The 18,414-nt window shown below is 45.8% G+C and carries 22 protein-coding genes; 7 read left to right on the top strand and 15 right to left on the bottom strand.

What is annotated here, in order from left to right; genetic code table 11:
* The first annotated feature begins 404 nt into the window (after positions 1–404).
* Positions 405–1,730, top strand: a complete 1,326-nt coding sequence (locus tag OL444_RS19420; RefSeq protein ID WP_264730502.1) for a saccharopine dehydrogenase C-terminal domain-containing protein — start codon at positions 405–407, stop codon at positions 1,728–1,730.
* A 90-nt stretch (positions 1,731–1,820) separates the two neighbouring features.
* On the opposite strand, the gene OL444_RS19415 is transcribed toward OL444_RS19420, so the two are convergent.
* The 6 genes from OL444_RS19415 to pdhA all read right to left on the bottom strand — a co-directional run bounded on the left by OL444_RS19415 (position 1,821) and on the right by pdhA (position 6,390).
* A complete protein-coding gene (locus tag OL444_RS19415; RefSeq protein WP_264730503.1) occupies positions 1,821–2,504 on the bottom strand; it encodes an SIR2 family NAD-dependent protein deacylase in 684 nt (227 codons plus the stop codon).
* 134 nt (positions 2,505–2,638) lie between these two features.
* A complete protein-coding gene (locus OL444_RS19410) occupies positions 2,639–3,049 on the bottom strand; it encodes an EVE domain-containing protein (RefSeq protein WP_264730504.1) in 411 nt (136 codons plus the stop codon).
* Between the two features lie 91 nt (positions 3,050–3,140).
* Positions 3,141–3,860: a (Fe-S)-binding protein gene (locus OL444_RS19405; RefSeq protein WP_264730505.1), complete on the bottom strand. Its 720-nt coding sequence runs from the start codon at positions 3,858–3,860 to the stop codon at positions 3,141–3,143.
* A gap of 113 nt (positions 3,861–3,973) precedes the next feature.
* Positions 3,974–4,474: a 6,7-dimethyl-8-ribityllumazine synthase gene (ribH, locus tag OL444_RS19400; protein ID WP_264730506.1), complete on the bottom strand. Its 501-nt coding sequence runs from the start codon at positions 4,472–4,474 to the stop codon at positions 3,974–3,976.
* Positions 4,475–4,567: 93 nt separating this feature from the next.
* Positions 4,568–5,266 (bottom strand): tetratricopeptide repeat protein, encoded by a 699-nt coding sequence (locus tag OL444_RS19395; RefSeq protein ID WP_264730508.1) that lies wholly within the window; start codon positions 5,264–5,266, stop codon positions 4,568–4,570.
* A 131-nt stretch (positions 5,267–5,397) separates the two neighbouring features.
* A complete protein-coding gene (gene pdhA / locus OL444_RS19390) occupies positions 5,398–6,390 on the bottom strand; it encodes a pyruvate dehydrogenase (acetyl-transferring) E1 component subunit alpha (protein ID WP_264730509.1) in 993 nt (330 codons plus the stop codon).
* A 228-nt stretch (positions 6,391–6,618) separates the two neighbouring features.
* Between pdhA and recF the strand changes: the two genes are divergently transcribed.
* On the top strand, positions 6,619–7,698 hold the full coding sequence (recF, locus tag OL444_RS19385; RefSeq protein WP_264730511.1) for a DNA replication/repair protein RecF: 1,080 nt from the start codon (positions 6,619–6,621) through the stop codon (positions 7,696–7,698).
* Between the two features lie 72 nt (positions 7,699–7,770).
* Positions 7,771–8,058, top strand: coding sequence for a DciA family protein (locus OL444_RS19380; protein WP_264730513.1), 288 nt, complete (start codon positions 7,771–7,773; stop codon positions 8,056–8,058).
* Positions 8,059–8,062: 4 nt separating this feature from the next.
* On the opposite strand, the gene OL444_RS19375 is transcribed toward OL444_RS19380, so the two are convergent.
* The 7 genes from OL444_RS19375 to OL444_RS19345 form a co-directional block, all read right to left on the bottom strand.
* Positions 8,063–8,578, bottom strand: coding sequence for a DUF4252 domain-containing protein (locus OL444_RS19375; protein ID WP_264730516.1), 516 nt, complete (start codon positions 8,576–8,578; stop codon positions 8,063–8,065).
* 36 nt (positions 8,579–8,614) lie between these two features.
* Positions 8,615–9,136, bottom strand: a complete 522-nt coding sequence (locus OL444_RS19370; RefSeq protein ID WP_264730518.1) for a DUF4252 domain-containing protein — start codon at positions 9,134–9,136, stop codon at positions 8,615–8,617.
* Positions 9,137–9,175: 39 nt separating this feature from the next.
* Complete coding sequence (locus OL444_RS19365; RefSeq protein WP_264730519.1) at positions 9,176–9,646, bottom strand: PG0215 family putative anti-sigma factor; 471 nt, start codon at positions 9,644–9,646, stop codon at positions 9,176–9,178.
* On the bottom strand, positions 9,636–10,151 hold the full coding sequence (locus OL444_RS19360) for a GFO_1088 family ECF-type sigma factor (RefSeq protein ID WP_264730521.1): 516 nt from the start codon (positions 10,149–10,151) through the stop codon (positions 9,636–9,638). Before OL444_RS19360 ends, OL444_RS19365 begins: the two co-directional genes overlap by 11 nt.
* 101 nt (positions 10,152–10,252) lie before the next feature.
* Entirely contained in the window at positions 10,253–11,308 is a 1,056-nt protein-coding gene (locus tag OL444_RS19355; protein WP_264730522.1) for an ABC transporter permease, read from the bottom strand.
* Between the two features lie 39 nt (positions 11,309–11,347).
* A complete protein-coding gene (locus tag OL444_RS19350) occupies positions 11,348–12,430 on the bottom strand; it encodes a BT_3928 family protein (RefSeq protein WP_264730523.1) in 1,083 nt (360 codons plus the stop codon).
* A 49-nt stretch (positions 12,431–12,479) separates the two neighbouring features.
* Positions 12,480–13,019, bottom strand: coding sequence for a DUF1599 domain-containing protein (locus OL444_RS19345; protein ID WP_264730525.1), 540 nt, complete (start codon positions 13,017–13,019; stop codon positions 12,480–12,482).
* A gap of 150 nt (positions 13,020–13,169) precedes the next feature.
* On the opposite strand from OL444_RS19345, the gene folP reads away from it, so the two are divergent.
* The 3 genes from folP to OL444_RS19330 are packed head-to-tail and all read left to right on the top strand — an operon-like array spanning position 13,170 to position 15,288.
* On the top strand, positions 13,170–14,033 hold the full coding sequence (gene folP / locus OL444_RS19340; protein ID WP_264730527.1) for a dihydropteroate synthase: 864 nt from the start codon (positions 13,170–13,172) through the stop codon (positions 14,031–14,033).
* A gap of 20 nt (positions 14,034–14,053) precedes the next feature.
* Positions 14,054–14,866, top strand: a complete 813-nt coding sequence (locus OL444_RS19335; protein WP_264730529.1) for a diadenylate cyclase — start codon at positions 14,054–14,056, stop codon at positions 14,864–14,866.
* A gap of 23 nt (positions 14,867–14,889) precedes the next feature.
* The gene (locus OL444_RS19330; RefSeq protein WP_264730530.1) at positions 14,890–15,288 is read left to right on the top strand and encodes a thiol-disulfide oxidoreductase DCC family protein; all 399 of its coding nucleotides are present in this window, start codon (positions 14,890–14,892) and stop codon (positions 15,286–15,288) included.
* Positions 15,289–15,783: 495 nt separating this feature from the next.
* Here the strand turns inward: OL444_RS19330 and OL444_RS19325 are convergent, their stop codons facing one another.
* Together OL444_RS19325 and OL444_RS19320 are read right to left on the bottom strand one after the other, a co-directional pair.
* The gene (locus OL444_RS19325) at positions 15,784–16,662 is read right to left on the bottom strand and encodes an FKBP-type peptidyl-prolyl cis-trans isomerase (RefSeq protein WP_264730531.1); all 879 of its coding nucleotides are present in this window, start codon (positions 16,660–16,662) and stop codon (positions 15,784–15,786) included.
* A 31-nt stretch (positions 16,663–16,693) separates the two neighbouring features.
* The gene (locus OL444_RS19320; RefSeq protein ID WP_264730533.1) at positions 16,694–17,698 is read right to left on the bottom strand and encodes a DHH family phosphoesterase; all 1,005 of its coding nucleotides are present in this window, start codon (positions 17,696–17,698) and stop codon (positions 16,694–16,696) included.
* Between the two features lie 165 nt (positions 17,699–17,863).
* Between OL444_RS19320 and OL444_RS19315 the strand changes: the two genes are divergently transcribed.
* On the top strand, positions 17,864–18,280 hold the full coding sequence (locus tag OL444_RS19315) for a nucleoside-diphosphate kinase (protein WP_264730534.1): 417 nt from the start codon (positions 17,864–17,866) through the stop codon (positions 18,278–18,280).
* Positions 18,281–18,414 lie beyond the last annotated feature (134 nt).

The raw sequence follows: 18,414 nt of genomic DNA, 5'->3' as shown, positions 1-18,414 counted from the left end.
TTTTTCTGCTCAAAACAGATAGGGGCAAATATAGCCATTTCGGGCCTTATTCCGGCCTAAAAATCAATAAATGTGAATAAAAAAGGCCATAGGGATAATCGTTTATATAGCAGGATCGATATATGATTAATATTTTAAATGAAGAACAACCATTTATCTGCTTCCTGCGTTATAATATTATCATCACTATTTTTATTTTATCTGCAATATGTGCGGATTCAATAATATATTAGAAAATAAATATTGGCAAAGTATTTGTTTTTAACACGCTGGAAATCAATGCATGGGAGCAACGGAAAATATATATAGTGTCCGAAGAAATCCAAATGGGGGTGAAATTTCGAACATAAATATCTTAGAAGCTGTTATTTCCCAGAATCTTAACCACTTTTCCAAAGCATACTATGAAGAATATACTGTTGTTTGGCGCCGGAAAGTCGGCCACCAGTCTGATAGATTATCTGCTGGCAAACGCTCCAAGACAAAAGTGGCATATAACGGTGGCAGATCATGATCTGATACTCATTAAATCAAAGATCGGAAAATCGTATTATGCAACACCCGTTGCACTGGACATCAAAGATCAGGCTGCCCGGCAGCAACTATTCACCGAAACAGACCTGGTGATTTCCCTCCTCCCTCCCCATTTACATATTATTGTTGCGAAAGACTGTCTGCAATTCAACAAAAACCTGCTTACCGCCTCCTATATTGATCCGGAAGTGCGTAAACTGCAAGCTGACATTGAAAAAGCCGGCCTGCTCTTTATGTATGAAATGGGGCTCGATCCCGGTATCGACCATATGTCGGCCATGAAACTCATTCATTCCATCGAGAAAAAAGGCGGCCAGATCTTCTCTTTCAAATCCTACTGCGGCGGCCTGATAGCCCCCGACAGCATTGATAATCCCTGGCAGTATAAAGTATCGTGGAATGCCCGCAATATAGTACTGGCAGGTAGTTCGGGCGCTACCTACAGAGAAAAAGGGAAAGTAAAGGAACTGCAGTACGAACAATTATTCGATCATTCCAAAACCATACAGGTGCCTGGCCTGGGCAAACTGGCCTACTATCCCAACCGCGATTCGCTGGGCTATATGGCCGCCTATAAGCTGGAAGATATTGCCACCTTCATGCGGGCTACCCTCCGCTTCCCGGACTTTTGCGAAGGCTGGAATGCCCTGATAAAACTGGGCCTCACCAACGACACCCATAAAATACAAACAGAACAGCTGACCTTCCATCAGTGGGCTACCCAACAGCTGGAGGCCGGTACGGAAAACACCACCGAAGAACAGCTCGCCCTGGCCCTTGGTGTAAGCGTAAAGTCAAAAGTGATCCGGCAGCTGAAATTTCTGGGGTTATTAAGCACAGATGTTATAAATTTAGGAGAGCAAACCAATGCTACCATCCTGCAGTTCCTGGTTGAAAACAAACTGAAGATGGAACCGGCCGATAAAGACATGATTGTCATGATGCATGAAATTGAGTTTGAAAGACGCAACATGGCCACCCGGATGCATAGCTACATGATCACACTGGGAGAAGATAATATACGTACCGCCATGGCCAAAACGGTAGGTCTTCCACTGGGTATTATGGCCAAATTGATACTACAGGATAAAGTTACCCTTACGGGACTGCAAATACCAGTAATGCCGGAAATCTATAACCCGGTATTAAAAGAACTGGAAGAATACGATATCAGATTCGAAGAGAGCTTTGAGTAAGCAGTTGCAAGACATTAGTTTTCCTGTGAAGAACTCGTCGGAGAGAAGGCTTTGTGATACCTCCCTGTTGTAACAGGGAGGTTTTTTTATTTATTTCAACAGCAGCGACAACAATTCAGCTACTCCTTCCGTCGCCGGTTTTTCAATACAATGTAATGTACCTTCCGCCGTGATATCCGGTATTTTCCGGTCAATGATAAACATCGACGCGCCGGGCTTTACATACTGCACCAGATTCGCTGCCGGATATACCTGCAGGGAAGTACCAATCACCACAAACACATCTGCTTTTCTAACTTCTTTCAACGCCGTTTCAATCATGGGCACGGCCTCCCCGAACCACACAATATGCGGCCGCAGTTGTCCGCCGTCTGCAGCCAGATCCCCCATGTTAATATCCTCCTGTATGTCGTAGATAACCCGTTCGTTTTTTACACTGCGCATTTTAAAAATCTCTCCGTGCAAGTGTATCACATGACTGGAGCCCCCGCGTTCATGCAGGTCGTCGATGTTTTGGGTAATGATGCGCACATCATATTGTTCTTCCAGCTTCGCCAGGCCGGTGTGTGCGGCATTGGGTGCTGCAGCTTTCACATCCCTGCGGCGGCTGTTGTAAAAATCCTGCACCAGGCCGGGGTTTCTCTGCCATCCCTGCGGACTGGCCACTTCGTATACATCATATCCTTCCCACAGTCCATCGGAATCCCGGAAGGTACGCAACCCACTTTCTGCACTGATACCGGCGCCGGTGAGCACGACTAATATTGGTTTCATCTGATTAACTTTTTTTGGAGTCTGGTATTGTTATTAAAGTAGTACGCATTATACGGAAGATAACCGGAAGATGATTTTTTTATCTCCCTATATCCCCTGTATAATGCGTAAGTATAAGTTAAAAGCAGGAATAATTATTTCATCTTTCCCATTTCCATAATCACCTCAAATTCTTCGGGTGTTACATTGCACACAGACAAGCGTCCCTGACGGATCAGCGAGAGATTCGCCAACTGTTTTTCTGCTTTCATCTGTGCCAGGGTAACCGGCTGTTTGAAAGGCTTCAAAGGTTTCAGATCCACTACTACCCAGTTAGGATCCGGTGTGGTAGGGTCCTGATAGGCTTCTTTGGCAACGGTGGCCAGGCCTACGATTTCCATGCCTTCATTGCTGTGGTAAAACAGCACCTGGTCGCCTTTCTTCATGCCCCGGAGATTATTGCGCGCCTGGTAGTTGCGTACCCCATCCCAGAAGGTCACTTTATCTTTTACAAACTGTTCCCAGGAATATTTAAATGGTTCGGATTTCACCAGCCAGTAATTCATGTTTGAAATTTTGAGATTTGAAAATCTTTTGTATCCCGGGCAGCGCTGACGCACGGCCATTGCCGGATCAAAAAATTATAGCGGCAGTCACTTACCAGCCACTGGCCAGTACATCTGCGATGTGCATCACTTTAATCTGCGTGCCGTGTTTACGGATATAACCATCCAGGTGCATCAGACAAGAAAGATCTGTAGAGATGAGATAGTCTGCGCCGCTGTTGACAGCATTGGTTACTTTCTGCTCGCCCATTCCCATGGAGATAGGTTCAAACTTAACGGAGAAGGTACCTCCGAAGCCACAACATACTTCGCAGTCATTCATTTCCTTTATTTCCAGTCCCTTTACTTTTTCCAGCAGTTTCCGGGGGCCTGTCTTGATACCGCATTCGCGCAGTGCGCCGCAGGCATCATGATAGGTACCTACGCCATTGAGGGTAGCGCCCAGATCTGTTACATGCAACACATCTGTCAGAAATTCGGTAAACTCGTAAAGGTTTCTTTTGAGTTGTTTCACATCATTATGTGCAGCGGAGTTATCAAACAATTTGCTGTAATAATTGCGCACAAACCCGGTACATGACCCACTGGGAGCAACAATATAATCCAGTGTTTTAAAATCTTTTACAAATTTCGTGGCTACACTGCGACATTCATCCTGATAACCTGCATTGTAGGCTGGTTGTCCGCAACAGGTTTGTTCTGTATTATACATTACATTACATCCCAGCTTCTCCAACACTTTTACCATGTTGAAGGCTGTTTCGGGAAACAACTGGTCTACAAAACACGGTATAAATAACTGTACATTCATCTTAATCGTTTTAGCTCAAAGCACGAAGCTATTGGAGTGGATACCGGCTTTATACTTTACACTAAACACCATTCCCGCTACATCCATAGCTTATAGCTCTATCGGTTCTTCCTTTAGCGACCGGCCAGGCTTCTTTGCAGTGCAATCATTTTAAGGGCTGTAATAGCAGCTTCTTCTCCTTTATGACCGTGTGCACCGCCAAGCCGGTCAAGTGCTTGTTGTTCGTTGTCTACTGTAAGAATACCAAATATAACAGGAACAGGCAGCTCCAGGTTCAATTGCAGGATACCTTCTGTTACGGCTTTACATACATAATCAAAATGCGGGGTTTCTCCGCGGATCACACAACCGAAAGCAATAATAGCGCCAGGCTGTTTTCCGGTGCCTTTGGTGGCTTCCCAGTATTGCTTACAGGCAAATGGTAATTCAAATGCACCGGGTACAATTATTTTATTGGACCTGGTGACTTTATATTGTGCAAGGGCTTTTTCGGAGCCGGCTACCAGTTCGTTGACGATGGTATCATTCCATTCTGTATATACCATAACAACACTGGCATCCTCCAGGTTGAGAATGCCAGCATCATTTAATAAGCTTTTATTGTGCTCAGACATAGTTTCGGATTAAAACATCACCAGTCATCAAGCATTACGAACGCTCATCGCTAACCGTTGAATCATCCGTAATGCTTACTGCCTGATTCGTGATTAATTTTTCACATCTCCCAGTCTCGCCAGGTACTTGTCCATTTCACGGCCTTCGTTGGAGAGAGGGAATTTTTCTTTGATTTCTTTATAGATAACTACCGCATCCTGTGCTTTACCCGCTTTTTCCAGGGCCAGTCCTGCACGGAACAGGTACACGGGAGCAGTCAGTTCGTTATCGTTATAGTGACCGGCTTTTTTGTAAGCTTCAATGCCTTCGTTCACTTTATTCAGTTCCATGTAGGCATCTCCGGACAAACCATACGCGGTTGGTTGCAACAGCAGGTCATCAGAGGAGAAGTCTTTCAGCATATCGATACCTTTCTGGTATTCTCCCAGACGGATGTAACATACACCGGCGCTGTATTTAGCCAGGTTACCAGCTTTGGTACCACCGTATTTGTTTACCACCTGTAAGAATCCATAGTTATTACCATCGCCGTTCAGTGCCAGTTTGAATGAATCTACCGCGAAGTAGTTCTGCGCATGGAAAACCATTTCCTGTGCTTTGTTTTCATTCGGCTGTTTTACAAAACGGTTATAGGCGAAGAAACCACCTACAACAACTACTACTGCCACCAGTGCAATAGTGATAACATTCTTATTCCTGGCGAAAAAGTCTTCTGCTCTGTGCATAGACGTTTCCAGATCAAAATTAGTTGCAGGTTGCGGTGTGGTGGCTTTATCTTTTGTTTCTGCCATTTTAATCAGTAATTGTAGTTGCTTGGTTATTTAATAGGTATCAACAATATACCATTAGCTGTTAGCTTCTGGCAGTTTGTGCAATGATGTATTACAAACCACCAAAAGCTAACAGCTAACGGCTAAACGCTTTAGTCAACAATGAACGGATAGTCTTCCTGAACGTACACGTCTTTCAACAGTTCGTCATCAGAAGGCCATGGAGATTCTTCCGCGAAAGTAACACATTCTTCCACTTCGATCTTCACACGTTCGTTGATGGCTTCAATTTCCTGTTCGGTAGCCCATTTATTTTTCTTGATCACTTTCAATACTTCATTGATCGGATCTTTTTCTTTATACTCTTCCAGTTCTTCCTTGGTACGGTATTTCGCAGGATCACTCATAGAGTGGCCACGATAACGGTAGGTTTTGATTTCCAACAAGGTAGGACCACCTGCCTCGCGGGCACGTTTTACCGCTCTGTCCACGCCGTCGTGTACAGCTTCGCAGCTCATACCGTCGATGGAGTCAGCCGGCATTTCGTACGCGTCTGCCAGTTTATAGATATCCAATACATTGGAGGTACGTTCTACTGAAGTACCCATGGCGTACATGTTGTTTTCGCAAATGAAAATAACCGGCAGTTTCCAGGTCATCGCCATGTTGAAAGTTTCATGCAGCATCCCCTGACGCGCAGCACCGTCTCCGAAGAAACATAATACTACGTTGTCGGTTCCTCTGTACTGCTCAGCCAATGCCAGACCAGCACCGGTTCCTATCTGAGCACCCACAATACCATGTCCTCCGAAGAACCCATGTTCTTTGGAGAAAAAGTGCATACTGCCTCCCTTTCCTTTTGAACAACCCGTCGCTTTACCATACAGTTCCGCCATACAAGCCTTAGCAGAAATACCTTTTGCAATCGCCAACGCGTGGTCGCGATACGCAGTAATGAACTTGTCCTCCGGCTTGGTCGCTGTCATTGCACCTGCAGCAATTGCCTCCTGACCTATGTACAAATGACAAAAGCCACGAATTTTCTGCATACCGTACAATTGGCCTGTCTTTTCTTCAAAGCGGCGCAGCAAAAGCATCAATTCATACCAGTACAGATATGTCTCTTTGGTGAATTTCGTCTTCACGTCTGTTTTAGTTTGCACTCTTTCTAAATTTGTTCGCAAATATAACAGGAAAATCGTAAAATATAAATATGAATTCTAATTCCCATTAAATTATGCAATTTCATCAATTTCAAACAGTTTTGCATTTAATTGCAGTCAATTGCCGGGGAACCGCCGGGGAATACGGTTTTTTAACAGTTATAAATCCGGTTATTTTTGCATATTATTTTTAACGCATAATTTTTTTCTTTGTTGCATCTTAAAAAAATATCGCTCGTTCAGTTTAAAAACTACCGTCAGCAACAATTTCTCTTCGATAAAAGGGTGATTGGCATTACCGGCCGCAACGGCGCCGGTAAAACCAACCTCCTCGACGCCATCTATTACCTTTGTTTTACCCGTAGTTATTTTACCAGCTCCGAAAGTCAGAATACCCAATACCAGACCAATGGCTTCCGGCTCGAAGGCGATATCACCCGCAACGGGCAATCCGAAAAAATTATATGTACCGTCAAAGACGGGAAAAAGGAGATCTCCCTGAATGAAGAAAAATATGACCGCTTCTCCCGGCATATCGGCCAGTTCCCGGCCGTAATGATAGCGCCCGATGATGCCGACATTATCCTGGGTGGCAGCGAAGAACGCCGTAAATGGCTGGATACCCTCCTGTCGCAGCTCTACCCCGACTACCTGGAACACCTCATCACCTATCAGAAAATATTACTGCAACGCAATACGCTGCTGAAAAACATGCCCACCGCCGGCCAGAACCCGGATCATTTGCTGGATGTTTTTGACCTGCAGCTGGTCAGGCACGGTACGCCCGTATTCCAGACCCGGCAACATTTCCTGACAACATTCATTCCGCAGGTACAGCAACTGTATGATTACATTGCCGGCCGGCATGAAGTGGTAAATATCCGGTACCAGTGTACCTTGCAGGAGGCCGACTTTGCAGCCCAGCTGCAGCAGGCACGCTTCAAAGACATGCAGGTACAGCGCACTACTGCGGGCATCCATCGTGACGACCTGCTCTTCCTGCTGGACGATCATCTCATGAAAACCAGCGCCTCCCAGGGCCAGCGCAAAAGCTTTTTATTTGCCCTGAAACTCGCTCAGTTTGAAGTGATCCGCCAGCACAAACAATTCCCTCCCCTGTTACTACTGGACGATATCTTCGAAAAGCTGGATCAGGACCGCGTGAACCGGCTGATTACCCTGGTAACCGGCGATACCTATGGCCAGGTGTTTATTACAGACACCCATGCCGACAGGCTCCTGCAGGCATTTGCAGCTACCAGTGAAACCATCCGCCTCATTGAAGTATAACCGCAGTTACCTTTTGTAAGCGGGTTGTTACTAAAAACTTTTACCATCAGTTTTTTTGAGTAATTTCGCGCCATGCGCCATGGAACTACGAGTATAGGAGATGCACTCCGCGAATTTATGAACAAGAGCAGGATGAAACCCCGCCTAACGGAAGTGCGCATCCAGGAAAACTGGGAAACAATTATGGGTAAAACCATTGCCCGCTACACACAGAGCCTCCAGCTGATCGATAATAAATTGATCATTACAACAACGGTAGCACCACTAAAACAGGAATTGACTTATTCTAAAGACAAGATCATCAAACTGGTGAATGAAATGCTGGGAGAAAGCATTGTAAAAGAAGTGATGATCAGATAGGGAATCAGTTATTTTTGGCAAACTGACGGATCAGGCTATTGATATCCGCTATTTTCAGGCTGGTATGTAAACTCACAATCATAAAATCGTCGGTATCCTGCACCAGCATTACCAGATTACCCAGTTCATCCTCTTTCCCTTTATTCAGGATATGAATCAGACTACCCTTATCTCTTACTTCCATCAAGGGCTCAAAATGCTCCCGCTCTTCCAGATTTTTTCTTAACTCCGCAATCGCTTCACCGGAAATCGTACGGCCATTTCCGTTAGTGATCGTCTGAATCTTCACTTTTCGTACATTGTTCAGTAGATGTTTGACAGCGGCAGCATCCCGGTCTTTTCCGTCGTCGAAAGACATTCCCCAGCGGGCAAAACTCAGCGCCAGCCCCCCTATCGTGATGGATTCGGTTGCTGCGGCCTTGCAATACTGACGGCGGAATTCACGGATACTTTTTTCCTGTGCAGAAACAGCAGTGACAGAGAGCGTAAAACAACAGGCTGCAATAATAAATGTTCTCATGGAAAATACTTTTAAATCAGTGTGACGGGGATATACCTACTTCTTTTTAACATTTTTCAGCTTATCCATTCCCTGGATATTCACTGAGCTGGCAATCTGAGAGATTTCATTGAGATCAATTTCGCCGACCAGGCTCATAGCCAGGAACTCCTTACTGCTACCTACCAGCATAATCAGTTCATTGATACTTCCTTTACTGTTTTCTTTGACCAGAAATTTCAGGTCACTGTCTTTGTCGCGTACGGTCATCAGCTCTTCGAAGTCGCTTGACAAAAAAGCGGCTGCTTCGCGGTACAGGCGGGGACCATCTTTGGTGTCTTCTTTAGCCAGGATGCGCAGGCCCCGTAGTTTCTGAATGATCCTCAGCATACTTTTGGCATCCGGGTCGTTCATGTCGATTTTGGCAAACATGCTGAACATCTTGGGCGTGATACTGACCAGGCTAAAGGTACGGTCGCTTTCGTACTTCTGGAAGAAGCGGTCTATCACGCTCCCCTGCTGGGCAAACAGGTGCATGCTGAAAAAAACCGCGATGAATAATAAAAGGAATCGTTTCATGGTGTCAAGTTTAGATACGTCATATAATAAGCGGTTGTATTAGTCCTTTCCGGTGACGATGTCAGTAGCTTCATTAAAATAAGAGAGTTTCTCCATCTGCGAAGTGCCTTTGTGGAGGTTCTTCGCCAGCAGCTGCAAAGCCTTTTTGGTGGCTGCATAGGCCTGCTGCGGATCTTCCATGCCATCTGCCTTCATGGCGGCCATCACGGCCCGCTCCTGGTACTGCTGCTGTTTTACCGCATAGCCGACGCCGATGCCCACCAACAATACAGCGGCATATTTCATCCAGTGCCGGAACGGCGACAGCGGTACTACTTTGGCCACCGGCTCTTCCCACACTTTCGTGGCTTCTGAATGGAAGTACTGAAACAAAGGCGCCGCTTCCCGGAGGTCGTCCGGCAATTCAGCGTGAGGGCTGCTGAAAAACGTTCGTAACAGCGCCTCTTCCTCCAGGGAGGTTTCCCCTTCCCAATACTTTTCCAGCAATGCGCTGATGCTGCTATATTCCATATACCTGCAGATTTTGTAGTTTCTCCCGCACCGACTTACGGGCCCGATGCAGATTTACTTTTACTTCATTTAAATCAATATCCAATATCTCCGCTATCTCCTGGTAAGAAAATCCGTCCATATCCCGTAGTTGCATGATGGTACGGTATTTCTCCGGTAAATCACGAATGGCCCTGTGTACCTGCTGCATCACATCATTCTGTTCTGCGACTGCATGCGGATTTTTTTGCTGGGTAGCCGGCACTTCGGCTCCCCGTTCCAGATCATCTGCCCGGCGGTATTTCCTGGACTTGATTTTATCCAATGCCAGGTTGCGGGTAATGCGCATACACCAGGCCTCCATATTCTGCAATTCTTTCATCTGCTCCTGCATCCCCCACACTTTCAGCAAAACGTCCTGGGTGATGTCCTGTGCATCTTCCTCATTGCCCAGCAGGCGGAATGCAAAGCGGTAAAGCTTTTGCCTGACGGGAACTACCTGGGAAAGAAACCTATCTAATGACATGCAGAATATCTCATTTTAGCAAGAAGACGACTGACGAAAACAGATGTTACAAAAAATCTCAAAAAAAATTAAAGTTAGCAGGAACAGTACAGGAAAGGAGCTTACTGCAGCTTGATACGGGGATCTACCCAGGCATACAGGAGGTCTGCCAGCAGGTTAACGATCACAAAAATACCTGCCGTGATCAGGATGGCGCCCATAACTACAGGGAAGTCAAATTTATCCAAAGCATCTACGGTTACTTTACCAATGCCTTTCCAGCCGAAAATATACTCTACGAAAAAAGCGCCGGCCAGTAGTTCTGCCAACCATCCGGTAATAGCCGTGATCACGGGGTTGAGTGCATTCCGTAAACCGTGGTGCCAGATGACCCGGCTGGCAGATAATCCTTTGGCATAGGCGGTACGGATGTAATCCTGGTGCAGTACATCCAGCATCGCACTGCGTGTCAGTTGTACAATAATTGCCAGTGGGCGGATACCCAGGGTAATAGCGGGTAATATAATATTACGGAGATTCAATACCCTGCCTTTAAAGGGATCTATATCAAACAAACTGCCGGTCATGTGCAAACCGGTATAATCACTCAACACAAATCCCAGCAGATAAGCGAGTACAATACCGGCGAAAAAGGATGGCGCAGAAATGCCCACCACACTGGCCAGCACCGCGCTCGTATCCATCCAGGTATTTTGTTTCACTGCCGACAACACGCCCAGGCCAATACCTACAATGGTGGCAAACAGCATGGCTGCTACCGCCAGCAGCAAAGTACCCGGCAGGGCTTCTGTCAGGATTTCCCACACAGGCTTCTTACTTTGATAGGACCGGCGCAGGTAAGGCATTTTGAGGACGGCGATCTTATCTCCCGACAGGGGAAACAGGGTAATATAATGCAGGTTGTCTGCGGCTTCTTTTTTCTCATGTACGCCCAACGGCAGCAAATCGTTGAGATAAAACAGGAACTGCATCCCCACCGGCTGGTCGAGATGCAGTTCTTTTCTTACATTTTCCAGCGATGATACATCTGCACGCTGACCCAGGGTAAGCCGGGCAGGATCTCCGGGCAGTACATTGAACAGGAAAAAAACCAATACCACTACTCCCATCAGTACCAATAACCCATACCCTGTTTTACGCAGCAGAAAACGTATCATAGCCTTTATATCTTTGGTGCGCCGTACAACCGGCTTCGTTTATGGTATATCGTTATAATGCCATTTTCCTTTGATCGTACCTTGCTCCAGCAGCAGCAGACAAGGATTGCTTCTACCAGCTGTTTTAATGGCTACACCATCCATCTGTACAAAAGGAAACGTCAACCCTGTTTTTTGGGAAAACGCCGCTACGGCATCTTTTGTAGAAGCGGTCACACCATATATTAATACCTTACCATCTTTCCATTGCTGCTGCAGGGCCTTGATCTTCTCTTCCCAACCGCTGCCGGCTTTGTCGGTATTTAATACGAGGAAAAGATATACCGGTTTTTCTTCCGCCAGGATAGCCTGCGTCTGATTTACCCCATCGAGATCCGTCAGGATAAAATCCTTGATGGCCGGTTCCGCATTCCCTTTCTTCACCAGTTTATCTTTCCGGTCTACGAATGTCCAGGTGCTGTCTGACCAGGGATAGTTATCTGCCGTAAACTCTTTCTTCACGCCATCTTTCTCATAAATAAACATCATCTCATACACGTCTGGTGTAGCGCCCGGCGGCAGTTTCATCTTCTCCGGAATATTATTACCTACTTTATAAGGCAGACAATCAAAGAACGGCAGGTGTTTCAGGGTATACCACTGTATACCGAATGAGACAACCGTTGTCAGCAACATCACGATGCCCACTCCTTTAAACAGGGGCTGGATACGCCGGCGACTATAAAAGATAACCAGGATCATCACCAGCAGGATCACATCTTTCCAGAATGTTTCTACCGCAGTGAGTTTAATACAATCTCCAAAACAACCACATTCCCGGATCGTTCCACTGAATAATGCGTATCCTGTAAGGAAGGTAAAGAAGAGGATCAATAACAATAACAGTCCGGAAAAGATACGCATACGGTATCCTACCAGCACCGCCACTCCGGCAATGATTTCAAATGCATTCATGATCACCGAAAAAGCGAGGGAGTACGGTGAAAGAAAAGTCAGGTGTAATACCTCAAAAAATTCTTCCATTTTGTAGCTCAGTCCCAGCGGATCATTTGCTTTGATCAGACCCGAGAAAATGAACAATACCCCCACGATAATGCGTAACAGGTTCAGGATAAGTTTCATAAAATAGTTTAATGTTTTAGCGATCGGTGAAGATAATGACAATCACCTACTACTCCTCACTGATTTTGATGAGCGCAAATACCGCGTAATTAATAATGTCTACATAATTCGCGTCAATGCCTTCGGAGATCAGTGTTTGCCCCTGATTACGCAGGATCTGTTTGATACGGAGTAATTTAGTAAGAATAAGATCTGTGAATGATTCCTGACTCAGGTCGCGCCATGCTTCGCCGTAATCATGGTTCTTGGCCAGCATCACATCGGTCACCAGTTTAACGGATGCATTATAACGTTCTTCCACTTCGGCCACTGGCATATCCGTGTAGGGATTACCGGTTTTCTCAAGTTGTATCAACCCGATGATACCATAATTTACAATGGCTTTAAACTCCCCTTCAATATTGTCGGCCACTTTCTGGGTACCGATTTCCTGAATATTCCGGATACGTTGCGCTTTGATGAAAATCTGATCCACTACGGCTATCGGGCGTAATACGCGCCAGGAAGTTCCGTAATCCTTTGTCTTTTTAATGAAGATGTCTTTGCAACCGGCAATCGCGGCATTGTACTGAGCTAATGTATCCATCATGTGTTTAAATGTGTGGCTATGGGAAAGGAAGTTCCTTTTTCCATTACTTTTGCAGGGCAAAATAAAGAATTTCAGGTAAAATGGCCGGAACTATGTCAAAATACAGTTGCAGCCGGCTCGTTCCCCTTACTTCTAAACGCATTCAAATATATGAGACCACACCATATCCATCCCCTGCCATCCCCTGCTATTAACTGCCGCGGCCAGTTGTTGTCACTGGCTACACCGGTCGTCATGGGCATTATTAATATTACAGCAGATTCTTTTTTTGAAGGCAGCCGCATGCATGTCCTCCATGAAGTAGTAGCCAAAGCGGGGCAACACCTGGCAGAAGGTGCTGCCATCCTGGACCTCGGCGCGCAAAGTACCCGACCCGGCGCCACTATCGTAGGCCCGGAAGAAGAAATAAGCCGGTTGCTGCCGGCCATTCATGCGATTTTACATCACTACCCGCAGGCGATTATTTCTATTGATACCTGGTATGCCGACGTGGCTGAAAAAGCGATACACGCCGGAGCCGCTATTATTAATGATATCAGTGCCGGAGATCTGGACCCCGCCATGATTCCCACTGCCGGCCGCCTGCAGGTGCCGTATATTGCCATGCATATGCAGGGAAAGCCTGCTACCATGCAAAGCAATCCGCAATACGAAGACGTGGTACAGGAAGTGCTGGACTATCTGGTAAAAAAACTGGCCGCATGCCGCGAAGCCGGTGTGAAAGATTTTATTGCAGACCCGGGATTCGGATTCGGCAAAACCCTGGAACATAATTATGCGCTCATGAAAGACCTCCACCTCTTTTATGACATACTCGGCGTACCGGTGCTGACAGGTATCTCCCGTAAATCTATGTTGTATAAGCTACTGCACATAACGCCGGAAGAGGCGCTGAATGGTACAACGGTACTCAATACCATTGCCTTGCAACAAGGCACCCATATCTTACGGGTACACGACGTAAAAGCCGCAATGGAGGCGATCAGGATTACAGAGAAAGTAAAAGGTAATTAAATCTTGCTATTTTTACATTTATGAAGGAAGTTATAGAATTCTATGGAGTGGCATTTCGTTGGCTGAATGTTATAGACCTGTTGATTGTTGTTTTTTTAATTATCCAATTATACCGTTTGTTAAAGGGCAGCCTGGCCTTTAACATTTTCGTAGGCCTGTTGATGGTATACGCGGCTTATTTTCTGGTAAGGGCGTTGCAGATGCCGATTCTCACGATCATCCTGCAAAACTTTATCAACGTTGGTATTATTGCCATCATCATTATTTTCCAGCCGGAGATCCGGAAATTCCTGCTGGTACTGGGAAAGAAAACACCTTTAAGCAAGGATAGTTTTTTAACCAAACTGTTTCTGCCTGATAAATTCAAAAGTTATAAGGAAGAAGAAAATATTATCAATGAGATCATTGTAGCAGTGAGCCGGATGCAAAGTACCTATACCGGGGCACTTATTATCATCGCCACCACCTATCGGGTGAAATTCGATTCTGCTTCCAGTATTCCCATTGACGGTAACGTGAGTGCCAAACTGATAGAAAGCATTTTCGAGAAACACAGTCCCCTGCATGATGGGGCGCTGATTATTGTAGGGAATAAAATCCTGGCCGCCAAAGTAATCCTGCCGGTTTCTGAGAATCCTAACCTGCCGACCCGTATTGGCCTCCGCCATCGTTCTGCAGTGGGTATCACAGAACACAGTGACAACCTGGCGATTATTGTTTCCGAAGAAAGAGGATCCGTATCCTATGCACAGGATGGTGTACTGGTACAGGATGTATCTTTGGAAGACCTGAAAGTAAAAATGTATGAGGTACTGATCGACGGTTACGCCTGATCATCTATTTATACACCTGGATCATGGAAAACGGGATTATACTATTTGACGGGGTTTGTAATTTCTGTAATGCCAGTATCAATTTTGTGATCCGGCACGACCGGCAGCGTTATTTCCGGTTTGCCCCCCTCCAATCTGATACGGCGGCAGCATTGGCCGGCACCTATCATTTCGATCCAACGGCGATGGCCTCTTTTATATTGATCGAGAACGGGCGGGCCTATACGAAAAGTACGGCCGCCCTCCGGGTAGCCCGGCGGTTACCATGGCCCTGGAAGTTGGGATACGCCGGTATCATCATCCCACCGTTTATCCGGCATGGCCTTTATAGCTGGATTGCGCGCAACCGTTACCGTTGGTTCGGGCGACAGGAATCCTGTATGATGCCTACGCCGGAAGTAAGAAGCCGGTTTCTCACGTAAGGTTATTGTTGTCTGTAAAAAATACGGTTATTCGGGTGTAGGTCATATTTGTTATGGCTTACACCCGAATTTTAATATAACAAATATAGCGGTAGCTTCCTGCCGAACTAAAGCCCGGTTGTTTTATCTACCCGGTGCCCTGCCAGATGGGTAACTTTTATGCAACCAGTTTTATTGGCTACGTGGAAATAAAAAAACGCTTATTTTCGTGTACCATCTCCACACTACATTTTCCTCCAAACACAAGGCTACTGATATTATTTTAACCCAAAAGTCCGATGGCACTCCTTGTGCTAAGGTGGTGCATTCGTTTTACTAAGGTTGTGGTAAGCATTTCCGGTAATATCGTATCATTCATGTACTACTTGGGCCATGTGTGACCCTTTTCATTACCAGACAACTTTATTAAAAGGATCAGGCCCTGCAAAAGATCGGAATCTTTCGCAGGGCCTGAGATAACTATTGTCAGCGGCGATAAGCTGCCGGCTATTTTACTTATTTAGTTGGTATTGGAGCTGCAGCAGGAGCTGGTGCTTCCGCTTTACCGGCTTTAATGTCTACCAGTTCAACGTCGAATACCAGGATAGAGTTACCAGGAATTGCCGGAGGGCTACCCTGTAAACCGTAAGCCAAAGTAGAAGGAATTACCAAAGTAGCTTTGGAACCTTTTTTCAGACCGCTCAAACCAGCATCCCAGCCTTTGATAACGAAACCACGGCCGATAGGGAATTTGATAGGCTCTAAAGGCATACCCGGACGCATAGTAGAATCCTGGCTGGAATCGAATACTTTACCGCTGGTCAGTTTACCAGTGTAGTGTACATAAACGGTATCTCCCGGATTAGGAGTAGCGCCGGTACCTTCCTGATTAACTGCGATGTATACACCTTCTGCGTTAGGAGTAGCTTTGATTTTGTTTTTCTCCAGGTAAGATTTGATTTCTTTTTCGTCTTTACCTTTCTGGGTAGAAGCAGAGAAAGTACCTTCTACAGCGAAAGTAATCTTGATCTTGTCACCTTTTTTACCAAAAGGAGGACGCTCCTGGGCTGGTAAGGAATCCCATGGAATGAAGAAAGTAGCGCTGTCACCTTCGTGGAGCAAAGCAAAACCTTCCATCAGATCGAATTTGCTCGTAGGTTTTGAAATCACAATAGGGATAGGACCACCTACAATTTTACGGGATTCGCCCAGCAGCGAGTCGTTGATACGCTGGGTCACATTCATCAGGGCAGTATCTCCCAGCTTCAGTTGTGCACCGCTGCCGGATTTGTGAACGATATACTCAATACCGCCCGGTGTTTTTTTAACACCTGTACCGCAGCTGGCTATCAGTAAGCCTAAAGCTGCAACTAATAACTGATTTTTTCTTTTCATTTGATTGTATTAGTAGGTTGAAATACTTTAGTTATTGGAGTGCTGTTTCATTTTCTTCCACGGCTTTAATAAACCGGTTCACGGTTTTTTCCAGCGAATCGGTACTTCTGCCACCGGAAGCGTTGAAGTGTCCTCCCCCGTCGAAATACTTGCGGGCGAAGGTGTTTACATCAAAGTCGCCTTTGGAGCGGAACGACAGCTTCACCTCTACATTACGGTCAATGATGAGAGCGGCCATTTTAATTCCCTGTATGGATAACAGGAAGTTAACCAGTCCTTCGGTGTCGCCGGTCTGCAGGTCAAACCGTTTCAGGTCGGAATAGGGAATCGCCAGCATAGCGGTGTTGAATTCATAGAATACTTCCATGCGGTTCAACAGGCTATGGCCCAGAAAACGCAACCGGTTTTCCAGAAAGTTATCATAGATCGCCTGATGTATCACCTCATGACGTAAACCTCTGTCCATCAGGTCGGCTACCATCCGGTGCACACGCGCTGTGGTAGAGGCAAAACGGAAAGAACCGGTGTCGGTAACGGTACCGGCATAAATACACTGGGCAATTTCCAGGTTGATCAACTTTTCATCCCCCAGTTTATAGATGGTTTCGTATACCAGCTGGGCAGTAGAACTGGCACCGGTATCACTTACGCCATAGTCAAAAACCGGCTGGGGCTCCAGGTGGTGATCAATCAGCACACGGGTGCATTGCAGCGGTTCCAGATGCGGGGCCAGGTTCTTTGTGCGGTATAACGCGTTAAAGTCCAGGCAGAACAGCAGTTCAATCCCTTCCAATGCCTGCATCGCCTTATCCGTAGATGATTCGTAATCAATAACGCCATCCGCGCCAGGCATCCATTTCAGAAAATCCGGAAAGTTGGTAGGTGATATTACAGTTACATCGTGTCCTTTCTGTATAAGATAGTGGTACAACGCCAGTGATGATCCCATCGCATCTGCATCCGGCTTCTGATGCATTGTAATAACCACTTTCTTGGGGTTTTCCAGCAAAGGCTTAATTTCCTCGATCGACTTCATTCAAAAACTGTAAAGTTAAGAGTTGATATTCAGTCACAACATCATGATTATGACAGAAAACGAAGTGCGAAGATCTTTATTTGAGGCAGAATTTCAAAATTTTTTACCACTAAAGAAAATGTAATTACTTTTGCGGCCTAATCTGTAATTCGGAATTAAATAAATATGAGCAACAGAACATTTACTATGATCAAGCCCGATGCAGTTGCAAATGGGCATATTGGTGGCATTCTCGACATGATCAATGCTGCAGGTTTCCGTATCGTAGCGATGAAGATGACCCAGTTATCTTCTGCTAAAGCGGGTGAGTTTTATGCCGTGCACAAAGAAAGACCGTTCTATGGCGAACTGGTTGAATTCATGAGCAGCGGTCATATCGTAGCGGCTATCCTGGAAAAGGACAACGCTGTGGAAGACTTCCGTAAACTGATCGGTGCTACCAACCCTGCCAACGCAGAAGAAGGTACCATCCGTAAAAAATATGCAGAATCGATTGGCCGCAACGCGGTACATGGTTCCGACTCTGATGAGAATGCCGCTATCGAAGGCGACTTCTTCTTCAGTGGTCTGGAAAAATTCTAATCAGCGATTACAGATATTACAAAAAAGGGTCCCGCATCAACTGCGGGACCCTTTTTTATGCCTGTTGTTTTTACAAGATATTTTAATCCACACAATCATCTCATTTATAATACCTTAATACCATTTACCTAAAG

It is taken from the genome of Chitinophaga nivalis (assembly GCF_025989125.1).
Classification (GTDB): domain Bacteria; phylum Bacteroidota; class Bacteroidia; order Chitinophagales; family Chitinophagaceae; genus Chitinophaga; species Chitinophaga nivalis.
This window is presented reverse-complemented; position numbering and strand designations above follow the sequence as displayed.

Excerpts from the sequence above, each read along its gene's own strand:
- OL444_RS19360 (WP_264730521.1), bottom strand. The coding sequence starts at position 10,151 with ATGTCATTAGATAGGTTTCTTTCCCAGGTAGTTCCCGTCAGGCAAAAG.
- OL444_RS19325 (WP_264730531.1), bottom strand. The coding sequence starts at position 16,662 with ATGAAAAGAAAAAATCAGTTATTAGTTGCAGCTTTAGGCTTACTGATA.
- OL444_RS19355 (WP_264730522.1), bottom strand. The coding sequence starts at position 11,308 with ATGATACGTTTTCTGCTGCGTAAAACAGGGTATGGGTTATTGGTACTG.
- OL444_RS19335 (WP_264730529.1), top strand. The coding sequence starts at position 14,054 with ATGAAGGAAGTTATAGAATTCTATGGAGTGGCATTTCGTTGGCTGAAT.
- OL444_RS19330 (WP_264730530.1), top strand. The coding sequence starts at position 14,890 with ATGGAAAACGGGATTATACTATTTGACGGGGTTTGTAATTTCTGTAAT.
- OL444_RS19395 (WP_264730508.1), bottom strand. The coding sequence starts at position 5,266 with ATGGCAGAAACAAAAGATAAAGCCACCACACCGCAACCTGCAACTAAT.
- OL444_RS19315 (WP_264730534.1), top strand. The coding sequence starts at position 17,864 with ATGAGCAACAGAACATTTACTATGATCAAGCCCGATGCAGTTGCAAAT.
- OL444_RS19405 (WP_264730505.1), bottom strand. The coding sequence starts at position 3,860 with ATGAATGTACAGTTATTTATACCGTGTTTTGTAGACCAGTTGTTTCCC.
- OL444_RS19410 (WP_264730504.1), bottom strand. The coding sequence starts at position 3,049 with ATGAATTACTGGCTGGTGAAATCCGAACCATTTAAATATTCCTGGGAA.
- OL444_RS19350 (WP_264730523.1), bottom strand. The coding sequence starts at position 12,430 with ATGAAACTTATCCTGAACCTGTTACGCATTATCGTGGGGGTATTGTTC.
- folP (WP_264730527.1), top strand. The coding sequence starts at position 13,170 with ATGAGACCACACCATATCCATCCCCTGCCATCCCCTGCTATTAACTGC.
- OL444_RS19380 (WP_264730513.1), top strand. The coding sequence starts at position 7,771 with ATGCGCCATGGAACTACGAGTATAGGAGATGCACTCCGCGAATTTATG.
- OL444_RS19365 (WP_264730519.1), bottom strand. The coding sequence starts at position 9,646 with ATGGAATATAGCAGCATCAGCGCATTGCTGGAAAAGTATTGGGAAGGG.
- OL444_RS19420 (WP_264730502.1), top strand. The coding sequence starts at position 405 with ATGAAGAATATACTGTTGTTTGGCGCCGGAAAGTCGGCCACCAGTCTG.
- OL444_RS19375 (WP_264730516.1), bottom strand. The coding sequence starts at position 8,578 with ATGAGAACATTTATTATTGCAGCCTGTTGTTTTACGCTCTCTGTCACT.
- ribH (WP_264730506.1), bottom strand. The coding sequence starts at position 4,474 with ATGTCTGAGCACAATAAAAGCTTATTAAATGATGCTGGCATTCTCAAC.
- OL444_RS19345 (WP_264730525.1), bottom strand. The coding sequence starts at position 13,019 with ATGATGGATACATTAGCTCAGTACAATGCCGCGATTGCCGGTTGCAAA.
- OL444_RS19415 (WP_264730503.1), bottom strand. The coding sequence starts at position 2,504 with ATGAAACCAATATTAGTCGTGCTCACCGGCGCCGGTATCAGTGCAGAA.
- OL444_RS19320 (WP_264730533.1), bottom strand. The coding sequence starts at position 17,698 with ATGAAGTCGATCGAGGAAATTAAGCCTTTGCTGGAAAACCCCAAGAAA.
- OL444_RS19370 (WP_264730518.1), bottom strand. The coding sequence starts at position 9,136 with ATGAAACGATTCCTTTTATTATTCATCGCGGTTTTTTTCAGCATGCAC.